The following is a 15,547-nucleotide window of genomic DNA, read 5'->3' on the forward strand; positions in this document are numbered from 1 at the left end:
TGTGTGGGTTTGGATGACGCCAAAAGCCCCTCACCCTAGCCCTCTCCCAGAGGGAGAGGGAACCGAATGGGGGATATTCGGGAAATGCACCGACTTGAACGTGCGGTATTGAATCCATAATCGACGCAAAACGTTCAGGTCGGTGCATGAAGCAAGACACCTCGGTCGGCCCCCTCTCCCTCTGGGAGAGGGCTGGGGTGAGGGTTTGCGTCATTACGCCAGGCACTCGGGCTCATCCCCGTCCAGCGCTTGAACGCCCGGCGAAAGCTGCGCACATCGCTGTAGCCCACCTCCTCGGTAATCCGCTCGATCGGCATGTCCGGATTGGCCAGCAGACTCATCGTCCGCGCCTGTCGCACCTGCTCCAGCAATGCCTCAAACGTCAGCGAATGCTCGGTCAGGCGCCGGCGCAAAGTACGGCTGCTCATGTTCAGGTCGCCGGCAATCTTTTCGATGTGGCTGCCACGGCTCAGGTCCCGGGCAATTGCGCGCTCCACGGCTTGAATCAGATCAAGCTTCTGATGCACCTGCGCCGCTTCCAGCTCCAGCAACGCCACGGCCTGACGCAGGGCCAGCGAGTGGTGATTGGGCAGATTGACGTCGAGCCATTGCGCGTCGATCAGCATGCGATTGTGCAGGCAACCGAAGCGCACGTTCGGCCCGAGCAGGCGGTGATATTCGCTCACGTAATCCGGTGCGGCGTGTACGAATTCCACGGCAATCGCCTTGAACTCGGCCCCGGCCAGCGCGCGGCCGTACACCAGCAGACTGGCGAAAAACTCCTCGACCGCGAACACCTGAACATCGGCGAACGGCAAGCGGCACTCGGCATCGAGAAGCACCTGCTCACCCACCACATCGACGCTGGACACCACAATCCCGCCAGAAGTGTGCTGATGGCGAATGCCCAAGGCAAAGGCATCGCGCAAGGTCTTGCACAACGACAACACATGACCGAGCAGCCCCAGTGTGCCGAGGACATTCTGCGCACCGACCCACAGGCCCAAGCCCTGATTGGGTAGCGCCTTGAGCGCGCGCTGAATCATCGCCACGGCCTGACGATAGGAAATCCGCTGCGCAGGGTCCTGCAAATCTTCAAGGGTTAAGCCCAGGCCACGGCACAGGCTGTCGGGGTCGATGCCCTTGTTCTGCGCGACTTCGGCGAGGGTTTGCAGGAGAAACGGCGAGACCAGCGCCAGTTCAAAGGTCGGGTCTTGGACTTTTACGTTCATGGGGGAGAGACATTCCGGAGCACGCTTGATTGTTATTTTTGTAACCGGTTATGTCGAAAGAAGTTAGCACAGGGTTCACGCACTGTCCGCAGAAGTCCCCATAACTGTCCGCCAATACCCTGCTCTGTCGGGCGCCAAGCGCTTATTTCTATAGTGCCGGGCGTCCTGCGTGCCGGCGTTGCGCCCAATCACAATAATAATGAGGACGGATATGAACCCGAACCGCGCGACTTACCGTTGCCGCCTGGCCCTGACGCTGCTGGGCTGCGCCGCGACCCTGCCTGCTCTGGCCACTGAAGCCGGCGTCGACAACATCGGCACCGGCACGGACGGATTCTTCATGCTGCCGCTGGAAGTCGACAGCCTTCCGGAGAACATGGTCGCGTTCAACCTCTACTACAACCATTACAAGGCGACGAAGCTCAACATCAGCTCGTTTGGCGGCAAGGTGCCCAACGTCGAGATCGAATCCACCGCCGTAATCCCGCGTCTCGATTATTTAAGCCCGGTACGTATATTCGGCGGACGCCTGGCCGGCTATATCGCCCAGCCGTGGCTGAAGCAGGAGGTTTCAGTATTCGGCCTCAGCGACACCCGCGAAGGCATGGGCGATACCACCTTCGCGCCGATCATTCTGTGGGACATGGGCAAGAACCTGACTCTCGGCGCCGCCGTTGAAATCACCGTGCCCACTGGCGAATACAGCGTCGATCGCCTGGCCAACACCAGCAACAATTTCTACACCTACAAACCGCTGTTCTCCTTCACCTGGCTGCCGACCGACAAGACCGAAGTCTCGATGAAGACCACTTACAGCTTCAATGAGAAGAACAAGGACACCGACTACAAGTCCGGGCAGATCTTCCATTTCGATTACTCGGCCAGCTACAAAATCACTGACGACCTGATGTTCGGTGTCAACGGCTACTACCTCAAGCAGACCACCGACGACAAACAGTTCGGCCACACCGTGCAGTTTGCCGGCCAGGACGTTGATGACGGCGTGCGCGGCAAGGTGTTCGCCATCGGCCCGGCGCTGCATTTCACCTTTCTCAAGTACGCCAGTGCGGAGATTCGCTGGGCCAAGGAGTTCGATGTGGAGAACCGGCCGGAGGGGGAAATGTTGTGGGCGAAGGTGAGTATTCCGTATGCGTTCTGAGTGCATTTGTAGGAAGGTGCGCGCGGATTTGTAGGCTGAAAACCTGAAAAACAGAGGGGAGGAATACGCCTACAGCGGCGGTCGAGATTGCCGGACAACGGTGGGAAACGTCCGGCAGATTTAACGGGGGCGCTTGCAGATACTGGCTTTCGTTATCCCATGGTTCCTCAGGGTTCATAGGGTACATCGTTTGCGAGTGACGACAGCGAACCAATCCCCTTGAGATTGATCACCGAGGCCACTATGAGCTTTTTGCTTTCCCCGTTTTATTCCGAGTTTGAATCCGAAGAAGAGGCCGAAAGCTACGATCGCTGGTTTCGAGCAAAAGTACAGGCTGCATTCGATGATCCTAGTCCTGGCATTCCCCATGATGAAGCTATGTTAATGCTCGACCAAATGCTGGAAGAAATGCGCAGGACGCGACGCGCTGCGGCGTGAATAGATCAACTGGCTGACATCTTCAACATAAAAAAGGGCGGCCAATTGGCCGCCCGAAGCGTACTACACGAGAGTCTTTTACAACGTCAGCTGCCCCCGCTCCTCCTCGGTCAACTGCTGTTTCGCCTGTTCATCCAGCGCCCCGGCGCCCAGCACCTGCACCGGGCTGTTGGGGTTGTAACCCGGCGCTGGTGCGCGGCTTGCACCGTCGCGGTTCGGGGCCAGTTGTTCGTTGCCGAAGCTCAGTACCTGCACGGTGAATACCGAAGCCTGATTCTGGCGCGATGCGGCTTGCTGCTGACGGGCGACGTCTTCCGCAGCCTGAGTCGCCGACGACGCGGCGGAGCTGGCCGAGGTGATTGCTCCAGTGTTGACCGCCGAGACCACCGGCACGCCGGTTGCCTTGCCCTGCACCGAGATGTTGGCGGCGTTGACCACCGTCAGCGCGGCGATGTTGACGTTGCCCGAGACGCGAATCCCCGCCTCGCCCGCATCGATGGTGCCCAGCGGCGCGATCAGGTCGATGTCCCCCGGGGCCACTTCGGCAATCGGGTTGAGTGTGGCAATACCGGCGCCGGTGCTTGGCACCGATGGCGACAGGGTCACGTTGCCCCAGGTGTCGTACACGCGTTTCGGCGGCGTGTAGACCACGGTGGTTTTCGAACCGCGACCGGCGTTGATGTCGCCCTCGGCGGACCAGCCGAGGATCGAGCCACCAAACGTGGTCATGATCCGGCTTTGCCCCAGCAGAATGCTGCCTTGGGAGTAGAGCTGAATGTTGCCCGAACCCTGGGTGATGATCCCCGCCGTGGAGGGCGGCGCCGCACCTTCGATACCGAATACCTGGCCACCGCCCGGCGTGAGCATCTGGATGTCGCCACCGAACAGCGTCTTGACCCCGGCGCCGCCATAAAGCGTGATATCGCCGTCATAACGGACGGGATTGCCGGCCACATCGGTTGTCGGGAACAGCGAAGCAATGGCGTTGCGACCACGCAGGTAACTGCCTTTGCGCGGGCCATCGACATCGTTGTATTCGAGGCCACCGGCACGCAATTCAGCGAAGTACACCTGACGGGCGAAGATCGCCTGCTCGGCACTTGGCAGCGCGGCGTAGAACGTTTGCGCCTGTTCCGCGTTGCCGCTGAAGCCGTAGCCGAGGGTCAGCCAGCTCTGCAATTCGTCGAGGTAAGTCTTGACCACTTTGCCTGGCTGCCCGTTAAGCGACGCATTCGGGTCGGCGAGGTTCTGCGGGTTCAGATAACGGGCGATGAACCGTGAATAATCCGGCCCCTGCGCGCCTACACCGGCCTGCAATACCACGCTGGCGCCCGGTTGTTTATCGCCGGCCACCAGCGAGCCGAGGCTGGTAATACTGGCGCGGTTCTCCATCAGGATGTTGCGCCCGGCATTGATATCCAGCGTTCCAGGCCCGGCGATGTCGAAGCTGCTGTAGAGAATGTCGCGGCCTGCCGACACTCGCGATACGTCTCGCGGATCATTGTGGACAAACAGGTTGCCGGTGGAAGAAATGCCATCCTTGCCGTTGCTTATTTCCGAACTCGGTACTGCCGTAGGCTGCCCCAGGGTGGTGCCGGAGGCGACGATGTCACGACCGGCGATCATCCACACGGGCCCAGCGGCTTCGTACCAGGTGCGTCTGGAAGTGGAAAAGCTCAACGTTTCACCACTGCGAACGCCCACCAGGTCCCCCGTCAGTGCGTAGATTCGCGCCGGCCCCTGTACGTCGTTCAAACCCGAGTAGCTATCGGGACCAAAGGCAAATAGCGGATATCGCATGTTGCCCTGGGGTGCCACGCCATCCTCGCTGTAGTTGGTGCGTAGCGGTTTACTGGCGTTGCTGTTGGCATACGTGTTGAACGCCGGGTTGAACCGCGTGGTAATGGCCATCGGGCTAGCCCCCGACTGGTTGATCGCATAGCCACCGGCGTAGATAGAGTCACCTGCCAACAGTTCAAGCTGTCCCGACTTCGACGGTGCCAGGAGCAGTGAGTAACCTTGCAGCGGGTAGATATCCACGCCAGTGAACGTCGCGGACGGTCCTGCATAGATGGATCCCTGCCCCGCCACCGCGCGTAGTATCGATGGATAGACAAACCGGCCATCGGTAGGCGAGGTATTGCGTCCCGTGATCAGGCCGTTGGAGGTATTGAACTCGGATATCTGTGTGCCCGGCGTCAGGTTCCCGCCAGCCGAGAACAGATCGATTGCGGTGTGGTCAGTCCACAATGAGAAGCCGCTCAGGGTGCCGCCCTGCTGAACACCTCCGTCGGCGGAAATGGTCGGGCTGGCGTTCATCAGACTCACCCGCCCAGGATCCGCTGCACCGCCCAACACCAGATCCCCACGGCTGCTCAGGCTCATGCCCGCGTCACCCGGAATCAGCACCACGCCTCCGGAAGCGCTACCGGTGGTCGAGGTAAACGGATCAAGTGCCCGGGTTTCCCGAAGATCATTGACCACGGTGCTGGCGCCGTACTTCAGGTTGATGCCACCCAGTGCTCCACCCGTCATCTGTGCCGCGCCGCGCAGGTTGATCAGCGCGCCTTGCAGATCATGGACCGGTTTGCCGATACCGGTTTCTCCTGCCCGCGCTTGCAGCGACGGGTTGAAAGTACCGCCGATTCGAATATCCATGTCACCACCACCGGTCATCTGCACGCTGCCATCGCTGGCGACTCGACCGGTGCTGCCCACCGCGACGATCAGACCTTGGCTTCGAGGATTGTTCACGGCATCCCCCAACGGCTTGAGCATGCCGGCATCACCACCGGCCCGCAGGCTGATATTACCGCCGCCCAAAGTGCCAAAACCGGTGAACCCGACCAGGTACGGTTCGGTATTGGTGTTCGTGTCTGGCATCAATTGGGTGGCATAGCTGCCGAAGTTGATCCACCAGGCCGTGGGCATATCCGGGTTGTCCGTGCCTTGGCGCCACAGCCAGCTACCAACCGCGACACTTGCGATCTGCTCCCGGGTTCCACCTGAAGTCGATCGAGTTTTCTGCCCTACCGAATCGCCCGAAACAGACCCGCCCGCGTTGATCGTCAGATTGCCGCCCATCTGCGGATACCAGGCCTGGTAAAGACTGTCGGTGCCGCCGTTGACCCATTTTTCATAATCGGCACCGGCGCTGCCCAATACCGAATTACTGTTCGAGAGATGCCCGCGTTTCTGGTTGTACAACGGATCGACGTTCGCTGATTGAGTGCCGGCGGTATAAACGCCAAACGGTGAATCCATGCTCAGGTTGCCGGCAGCCATCAGATCGAGATCACCAGTACCGGTGCGCAGCACACTGAACATCTGGCTGTGGGCCTTGGCGGTTGTGCCGGGATTATTGCCGATGCAGAACTCCGGATAGATTTCACAAAGGACCTGATACTCCTCGGGAACGGGTTCGTAGTCAGGTCCTTGACCACTGCCCGGCGCCCATACCCAGCGTGCCATCGGCACACAGAGCCCTTCTATCTGCGCACAGATCTCCAATTGGTCATCGGGCACAGGGTAATACCCCGGAAGGTCATACGGATTGCCCGGTGCCCAGACGAGTATCCCCGTTGCCTGGGTAAGCGTGACACCGTAATGAGTGTCCGCCAGTCGCAGATTGCCATCGGTGGTGACGGGCTTCACGGCACGGCTGTCTGCGGCTTCAAGATCGGCACCCGCCACCACGCGCATCGACCACGACGCACTGCCCGATGGCAGCATGCTCGCCACCGCCCAGTTCTTGCCTTGCTGCGTGCCGTTGAACGGACGCAGTTCGATCAGCGAAGTACCGTCGGCAAGCTTTACATCGGTCATCGAAGGAATCAGCGAGCCACGCAGCAAGGCCAGCGAGCTACTCAGTTTCACACCGGAAACCGTTGAAAGATCGAGGTCGAAAACCCCTGGCAGCGGCACGCCCTTGGGCCAGGTCATGGCCAGCAGGCTCGTGGCCTTGTTCAGACTGATACCGGCTCCCAGGCGAGTGTTCGCCGGCAACGTCACACTTTCGCTGAGCAACGTTCCCGCCGCGTACAACAGATTTCCGCTGGCATCATGGATAGCCCCCGCCAGCACAGTACCGGCGCTGAACGTATAAGCCTCGCCCAGTACCGCCTGGGTCGGCAGCAACGTGCCACTGGCCAGTCTCGCGCCTTGAATCGTCACGTCGTAATTGAGCGTCGCGCCCACCGGAAACTGCGTGCCCTCGGCCAGCGTCACCCCACTGCCCGGCACGATCAGATCGCCACCGAACGGCTGCACGCCGGCAATCAGTTTCCAGCCGGCGTCATCCGTGGTTTCGGGTGGAGGCGCGAAGCCGTCGTTGATGCTGCCGTAAATATCGAGGTTGCCACCGGCACGAATCACCAGGCTGCCGGCCTCCCCTGAGCCGTACACCGACGGGTTCAGTCGCGTGTGCGGATTGAGACTGGCGTAGCGATAGCCCGAAAGGTCCAGATCGCCCTCCACCACCAGATCACCGTCGGCAGTCTTGCTGGCGATTTCCACGCCTGGGCGCAGATGGAACGCGTCAGCGTAAGTGGCGTTGTTCAGCCCGGCGAGTTTGCGTTGCAGCAGATCGTTGTTGCCCAGAGCGGCATTGATGAAGGTTTCGCTGTCACCGTGAATACGGTCAAGCATGACCTTGTCAATCACCTGATACGGCCGGCCACTGACGGCCTGATCGACACCATCACGGGCATCGGTGTAACGGCGCATGCCATTGAGGCCGATGGAACGCGCGCCCTGAATGCTCAGCACGCCGCTGGCGTCGATGGCGATGTCATTGCTGCCCAGACGTGGCGCGTTCAGCTCCAGCGTGCCGCGCAGCATTCCGTCATGTTGTCCTGCGAGGAAACCCGGCACGGCATCGGTGCCGTGGCGCAAGTCGATCCGGGCACCACTCGCCAGCGTGAGCAAGCCCTCGCCGGAACTCAGTTCAACCGTGGCACGGTTCGGCGCATCGATGATCTTGCCGTAGCTGTCGACCCGCAGCACGCGGCCATGAGCATCGAGCACGCTGTTACCGGCCAGAGTCAGACCGTTTTTCGCCGACAGACGAATGCTGCCGACACGTTCGCCGCTGGCATCAATCAGACCGGCCACCGTCAGGCTGCCATTGTCGACCGACACATTGACCTCGCCAGCCTTGAGACCATCGCCGATCACCAGGTTGCCTTGCTTGAGCTGCAAGCTGCGGCTGCCGAAAACCTGCCCGGCATTCAAGCGCTGATTGAGTGCGGCGAACTGCTCGGTGGCGTCACCGCCCAGACGTTGCGCGCGAATGTCCACGCCACCGGCCTTGTACGGCACCAGAGTGCCCCCGGCGTCGTAGTAACCGCTGCTGCCGCCGACAATCTCGCCCTGCAGATCGACCATCCCGGCCGCATCGGCCAGAGCGACGACGCTGAGGTTACCGGCCTGATTGTTCCTCGCCGACAGATCGATCCGCGAGCCCACAGCCTGACGGATATTGCCGTTGGCGCTGTACAGCGATACGTCGCCGCCCCAGCTGTACTTGCTGACATCGTTGAATGGCAAAGTGCGCCCGGCCATATCCAGCACGCCGCCGGTGCCCAGGATCAGATCGCCTTCGGACTTCACCGTCAGCTTGCCGCTGGCCAATGCGATGCGGCTGTCGAGCACGATATCGCGGGCTTCAAGGTTCAACTCCGCCCCCAGGTCATTGGCCACGCCGGCAGCCCCGGCGCCGCTCAAGGTCAGGCTATTGCCGGCCTTGAGCAGGCTGACTGATGCCGCCTCGCCAGTGAGCAACGGCGTACGCAGATTCAGATTGCCGCCGCTGTAGCTGTAACCCTTGACCGGATCGTAAGCGCCCTGCTCCTGATACACCGCGAGGCTACCCTTGTGATTGGCGGTGATGCGGTCGCTGGCGCTCAGGTTGACGTTGGCGAAACCCAGCGCCAGGCGATTGTTCTGATCCAGCCCGCTGGCCTGAGGCATCGGGCCATAACCCAGCTCGATACGCTGGGCCTGAATGTCCAGCGTGCCGCTGCCGGTGCCCGCGCCACCCGTGATGACGCTGCCGGGGCTTTGGGTCGCGCCGTTCCAGATCAGGTTGGCGGTCCGGATACTCGCCACGTCGCTGGCGTTGCCCAGACCGTAAATCGCCGGAGTGACCAGCACCAGATTCTGCAGTTTGCTCTGGCCGGTCTGTGGATCGATCGTGTCGAGGCTGACGCTGCCGAAGAAATTGAAGGCGTCGCGGGTGGTCAGGCTCAGGGTTTCCAGGGCCGGCGCACCAAACTGCGTATCTCCGCGCAGCAAACGGTCGAGTACGTTCTGGTTGAGCGTGAGGCCGGCGGGAACGCGGCTGCCTGCCGCCGCCAGTGCATCGGCGCTGCCGGCATTGACCGAGCCGACCGACAATGCCAGATGACGGGTGCCGAAACGCACCGCTTCACCGAGTTCGAACTGGTTATCCGTGGCGGCAGTGATGCTGCCGTTCGAATACAGCAGAGCCGGATTACTGCACACACTCGTTGCGCAAGTGCCGATCCGGATACTGCCCGCTCCGGTGATGTCACTGGCCCGCTCCGGCGCGAGTACCTGGGTCCAACCGTTGGAAACGAGCAACACGCTGGAGGCTTTCGGCTCATAAACGAAACCGGCCATTGAGTCATAGGTCACGTTGCCACGCCCCAGCGTATTGATCCCGCCCCCCGCCTCGACCGTGATGCCGCCAAGCGTTGAGGTGGTGCGCAGCAAAACCTGCGGCGCAGACAGAATCGCCCCTTCACGCAAGACAATGTTTTCACTGGTGCCCAGGAAACCGATGACGTTGGCGGTAGTGTTGTACAAGACATTCGGCATCGCACCGATGGTCAGCCGCCCCGCGTTGAGACTGTTGAGCGTGTCGGCGTACAGCGACACACCGTTGAAACCAGTTGTCGATGCACGGCCCGCGCCCAGTATCTCGAAGCTGCTGCCGGCGTAGCCGCCACGTACCACCGCCGTGCCGGCCATACCGCCCTCGGCAGCGTCGAACAGTGCGCGCCCGTTGAATTGTAGAGCGATGTCTTGCTTGCCGCCGGGGGCCAGACGCAGATCCAGTATCTTGCCGTCCATCGGTGTCAGCGCGCGTGGCACACCGCGCCGGGCGGCGTCGCTCTGGATGAACTGGGTGAAACCGGTTTCGTTGTACTGCGAGTAACGACGCAACACGTCGGCAGACGTGAGAATCACCTGACTGGCCAGGCTGTCACGCAGGCCGGTATTGGCAATCGACATCTGCCCGCTGCTGGTCCATGAACCATTGCGCAACGCCAGCGCGCCAGTTGTCACGCCGGGCGTCGCCTGACCGTTCACCTCAACCCGGAACGCGCCGGGCATCAAGGCAAACGTTGATGGCAACAGCGTGTAAGTACCCGCCGCCAACCCCGGCACGCCGGCACCAATGGTGATCTGCTGACCGATGCGCGGATCGACCGCACCCGCCTCGGCCAGCATCGGCGCATAGCTGCTCTGATTGCCTGGCACGATGGCATAGACCGGGTTGCTCGCCAGCCCCGGCAGGCTGAAGGTGCCATCAGCCGCATTGCGCACCAGCGGGTTGAAACGCGCATCGGTGGAGCCACCACGACCGGACACGAAACCGGCGCCGCGCAGATCCCCGCCACCGGACAGGTCGATGACCGCGCCGCTTTGCACATCGGCGAACTGCGTGCCGATCGACACGCCTGATGTTTCGCCGGAGATGCCGTCGAGCACCACGGATTTGCCGTTGTAGCGATAGTCGATTCCGTCCGTGGTGCCACCGTATGGCATGACCAGGCCGGCACCGCTGACCGAAGTCAGACTGCCCGGCAAGAGATGAACCTCGCGAGTAGTGCTGAGCAAATCGTCACCCAATACGATCTTGCCCAGCGGTGCACGCAAGACACCACCCTGCTCGATGTAGGCGGCAGAAAAAATCAGCTTTCCGAATGCCGAGTACGGCACTGCAGCCGGTGCAGCCCCGTGACCGCTGATCCGCAAGGTGTGTTGAGAAACCGGAACCTCGCCCTGATATCCGACGCGCACCTCGGCCTGAATACCGGTGGCGGGATAGATCTGCGCAGCCCCTAGGTTCAAGTCGCCTGGCGTCCACAAACGGGTGCCCACAGCGCCATCGTTCGGCGCGAGGAAACGCAGGTCGCCGCTGCTGTCGAGGCTCACCAGACCGAAAGCCCGACGGCTGTATTCAATGGCCGGCGCCTGCCGTTGCAGGATCGAACCCCGAGTCCCGAAGGACAGGCCATTGCTTACATCCAACAAGTTCGCGGAGGCATTGAACGTCGCGTCGGACAACCGGGTCGTCGGGCCAGGAAGCAATCGTGGGCGCATCATGCTGAAGCCGGCAAAGTAGCTCCCCACCCCTGACAGACGCAGGTACGGCGCACTCAAATCAACCCGCGCCGTGCTTTTGGAGTTCTCGGCAAGCGACAGCGCTCCGGCGAACAGACTGAGGCTCTGATTCATGCGCAGATTGACGTCACCATCAAACGACAACAGGCCATTGCTCAGCAGGCTGAGATTGTCGAAACCGCCCGTCATCAAGTTATCGGCACTCAGGCGGCCCTGACCGTAACGCAAGCCATCGGCGCCTTCGCCGGGTCGCAGATTCGCGGGCAACAGCGCGTTCTCTGCCACTTGGCCGATGATCATTTCCCTCGGTGCCCGCACCGCGTTGCTCGCCGAGTCGGAATACAGCGGTGTCTCCAGCGCCAGCTCCAGACGACCACCGGCAGCACCCACGCCACCCGCCGCCGCACGCAAGTTGCCTTCAACGAATAAACCGTTATAAGAACTCAAACTGATACGCCCGCCGTCCGTTGCGACGCGGGTCGGGCCCTGACCGGCAATATCAAGAACGGCCTCGGTGCCTGAGGCATCCAGCCGCGCGCCCGGGCGCACAATCACGTAGGCATCGGCGGCCGTGGCGGTTGCCAGCTTCGAATCGATCTCGCCGCCGATGATGATGCTGCCGCCCTTGCCGACCTGCCCGTAAGTGCGGCCCAGGGTGTCGGTCGCTGTATTGGTGCGCGCGGCGACATCCAGCACGGCCTGCTCGCCGATCCAGATCGAGCGGTCATGTGCGTTCGGATCCCCAACTTGAATGGAGGTGGCCGGCTGGATCGAGCCGAACTGTTGCTGACGAATATCGATGGTGCCGCCCCAGGCATTCAGCTCACCTTCAACGGTGATCTGCCCGGCGCCGCGCAGTTTGATGCTCTGGCCTGGGTCGACGCTGATGCGAGAGCCTCGGCCCAGGGTCAAGGTGCTGTTGGCGGCATCGATCAGCCCGACCAGCGTCGCGCCGCCTTGCAGTGTCAGGCTGGCGCCGCCGCGCTGAGTCAGTACGCCCTTGGTCGGGTTTTCCTGGAACAGTGTCGGGGTCCACAGCTCCAGCGCCGTTCGCGGGTCAACGCCGCTGACCTCGTTCGGTGCCGCATCGCCGAAACGGTAGACCGGCATGTTCACGTCAATCGCGGCGCCTTCGGCAACGTCGAGCCCGCTCAGACCGATCAGGTTGTAGGCGGAAAATCCCTTGCTGAACAGGTCGCTGGACAGTTGCAGGGTGTTGTCTGCCAGGGTTTTATCCGTTTGCCCGACCAGTATTTTGTTGGCCTGCACCGTCAAGGTGCCGCCGCCCGTGACGCCGTAACCGCGCAGTTCGCCATCGAGGTTCAGACGGGTTTTGCCAGGCGCGGAAATGGCGCTCGATTCCAGCGTCAGATCCCCGCCCTTGCCATCCCGGGTCTTGCCATTGGCGAGTACGGCGCCACCGGAAGAAACGTCGAGCAGGCTGCCGGTAGCGACATCGATATCACCGCTGCTGCGGATCGATATCAGGCCACCGTTCAGATACGCCAGGCTGGCGTTATCGTCCGGGTTGGTGCGCAGGTTGCTCCACAGACCTCGTGTATCGAGAAGCACGCCCTCGGCGATGCGGGTTTGCGTCGTTTTGTCGGCTTTGGCCGCCAGACGAGTGTCAGTGTTTGCACCGCCAGTGAACTGATTGAGTACGTTGCCCAGACGCAGACTGCCGCCACGAGCGGTCAGGTCGGCGCCGACCTGCACATCCGGGGCGTACAGGGTGATGTCGCCACCGCTGTCGACCGTAAGCGCACCGTCAACGACGACCTGATCCTTGGCCGACACCTTGAGCGCACCGAGGCGAAATCCGTTGAGCTGATCGTTATCGAGATACAGCTTACCCTTGCGGGTATCGGACACCGCGCCGGTCAAATCAAGATCATTGCCGGCGACCGGACGCGTGCCACCGATCTGTACCTGATCGAGCAGCGGATTGAGGGTATAGAGCAGCCCATTTGACGCCGCGACGAAGGTCGGGTCGTAACTGCCGACGATCAACTGCGCACGCCGGGCCAACGCGGTCTGGCTCTGCTGATAGCCGTCGAGCACCGGTTTCGGCGCCTGATTCTGCCGTTCACCTTGATACACATCGCCAATCATCTGCCCGTTGAGCACGGCGTTGGCTGTGGAAATCACCAGTTGCCCGGCATCGCGGCCCACGGTGTAACCCGACTCGAAACGTGAACGCGGGGCGATCAGCGGGTTGTAGAAATAACTGGTCTGGCCCCAGCGTTCGCTGCTGTCTTCATAACCTTTGTACAACCCGGTGTAGAGCAGATCCCCCGGCGCACGAGAGACTTCGTACAAGCGCCCGTCTGCGCCGCGCAGCCAGCTCTGGCGGATCTGTCCGCTCTGCACATCCAGGGTGCCGCCGGACAGGTTGATCAGCGAGCCTTTTTCCGTCACCACGTCGTTGCCGGCGAAACTCACCGTGCCGCCCTGGGCCATCCATTCGCCGACGCTGTGGCCCTGGGTGCCGAGATAACCACCGACTTCCAAAAGGCCACCGGCGGTGTACCAACGATCCGTGGCGTAGCCGTTGGTGCCGGCCGGCACATACACCAGCTCGCGCACATCGACCCAGATGTCGTTGCTGTTGAGCGCGCCTTTCTCGCGGTTGACCGACGCATCGCGCTGCTCGTTGCCTTGCACGTTGATCTTGATACTGTTGTTTTCCATTGCCACTTTGACGCCGATGGCACCGGACACATCGATCATCGCGCCGTCACGCACCAGACTGCGGCGCTGTGCGCTGACCGCGACCTGACCACCGGTGGCCAGGGTGATGGAGCCGTTCTGGAACTCGACACTGCCGCCGCTCTGGATCTCGATGCGCGACTGGTCGCCACGGATCCGGTTGTTGGCCGTGACGCCCGTCAGCGCGGCCTGATGCTGGCTGTCGAGGGCGGTCATGTCGCTGCTGTCGAGCATGATCGCCGTGGCACTGCCCTGCCCCAACGTCACGCTGCCGTTGGTATCGGTGATCGGGTTGGAGAGGTGAATCGTGCCCCGCGTCGCGACTGACGTGCTGGCGAGCAATACGCCGTTTTGCACAACCTCGTGGCCGGTAAGGGTGATGTCGCCGGTCGACGACTGGATCAGTCCGTTGTTAGTGACTTTGCCCGCAACGGCACCGGCCTTGAAGCCCGGAATGACTTCGCTGCCGAAGGTGGTCGACAGCGCATTGCCTTCGGTGCCCGAGCCCTTGCGGATGTAGAAGCGGTCACCGGCCGCCAGCACGGTCTGGCCTTTGGCGGTGTTGATGCTGCCGTCGTTCTGCACTTCGTTGCCGAGCAGCAGCGCATAGCCGCCGGCATCGGTGGAAGCCGCCGGTTTGTGGGTTTCAATCGACGCACCGCGCTCCACCAGCACCTTGCCGGCAGCGTCGGTGAAGGTCGGCTGAGTGCCGGTGCTGTCGAAATACAGACCGCGATCGCGGAACTGGATATCGGTGATATTGGCGGCAGCCGCCACCAGATTGCGCACGTTGACCTGACTGCTGCCGCTGAACACGATGCCGTTGCGGTTGATCAGCATCACCGTGCCGTTGCCCTTGATCTGGCCTTGAATCTGGCTGGCCCGGGCGTTCGGATCGTTGACCCGGTTGAGCACCGCCCAGTTCGACTGCTGGGCGAAATCGACCGTGGTGTTGCGGCCTACGTTGAAGGTTTCCCAGTTGAGAATGGCCTTGTCGGCAGTCTGCTCGATCGTCACCGTGGTTTTGCCATCGACTTGGGTCTGCTGCGGGCCCTTCGCGTTCTGCCAGCCTTGGGTCAGGCTGTTGTCGACTTTCAAACCGCCCTCGCCCAGGCCGTCCGGCACGAATTGCACCGTGCCCAATGCAGCAGCGCGTCCGGCCGCCTGCGCCGCCTGTTGAGCGGCAATCGCAGCGACCGTGTTGTTCAGAGTCTGAATCGAACGCTGTAACTGCGCATTGGCCTTTTGCTGCTGGGCCAGCGGCGGCGTCATGCCCGGCAAGCCACCCACGCTCGGGCGTGCTGCCGCAGCCTGTTGCGCCGCGCCCTTGGCAGCAAACCAACCCGAGCTGAACGCCGTCTGCGCCTGCGCGCTACCCGCCACCAGACACAACGCCACCGCGTGCGCCAACGGTTTGAGCAGCCACAGCGACGGCTCCCCGGTTTCACGCTTGGAGGACAGAACGTTGGTACGACGACGGGATGGGCGAGCGAGCATCACTACGAGATCCTTTTTGATTGCCACACAAGGCCGCAGGCGTGCAAAAACCTGCTGTTACGTCATAGGCAGTTGGCGAAGGGCGCGACCGAACGGATGTCACACAAACTTCATGTTGGGGGAGTATTCGCGCAATCCG

At 61.9% G+C, this 15,547-nt stretch carries 4 protein-coding genes; 2 read left to right on the forward strand and 2 right to left on the reverse strand.

Features of this window, described 5'->3' with window-relative positions:
• Positions 1 to 134 precede the first annotated feature (134 nt).
• On the reverse strand, positions 135 to 1,232 hold the full coding sequence (locus tag F2P67_RS20595) for an AraC family transcriptional regulator (RefSeq protein ID WP_166222975.1): 1,098 nt from the start codon (positions 1,230 to 1,232) through the stop codon (positions 135 to 137).
• Positions 1,233 to 1,443: 211 nt separating this feature from the next.
• On the opposite strand from F2P67_RS20595, the gene F2P67_RS20600 reads away from it, so the two are divergent.
• Together F2P67_RS20600 and relB are read left to right on the forward strand one after the other, a co-directional pair.
• Entirely contained in the window at positions 1,444 to 2,391 is a 948-nt protein-coding gene (locus tag F2P67_RS20600) for a SphA family protein (protein WP_166222978.1), read from the forward strand.
• 243 nt (positions 2,392 to 2,634) lie between these two features.
• Complete coding sequence (relB, locus tag F2P67_RS20605) at positions 2,635 to 2,829, forward strand: type II toxin-antitoxin system RelB family antitoxin (RefSeq protein WP_166222980.1); 195 nt, start codon at positions 2,635 to 2,637, stop codon at positions 2,827 to 2,829.
• 78 nt (positions 2,830 to 2,907) lie between these two features.
• Here relB and F2P67_RS20610 read toward each other — a convergent pair whose 3' ends face one another.
• Positions 2,908 to 15,408 (reverse strand): filamentous hemagglutinin family protein, encoded by a 12,501-nt coding sequence (locus F2P67_RS20610; protein ID WP_166222983.1) that lies wholly within the window; start codon positions 15,406 to 15,408, stop codon positions 2,908 to 2,910.
• Positions 15,409 to 15,547 lie beyond the last annotated feature (139 nt).

It is taken from the genome of Pseudomonas atagonensis, assembly GCF_011369485.1.
In the GTDB taxonomy this organism is placed as follows: domain Bacteria; phylum Pseudomonadota; class Gammaproteobacteria; order Pseudomonadales; family Pseudomonadaceae; genus Aquipseudomonas; species Aquipseudomonas atagonensis.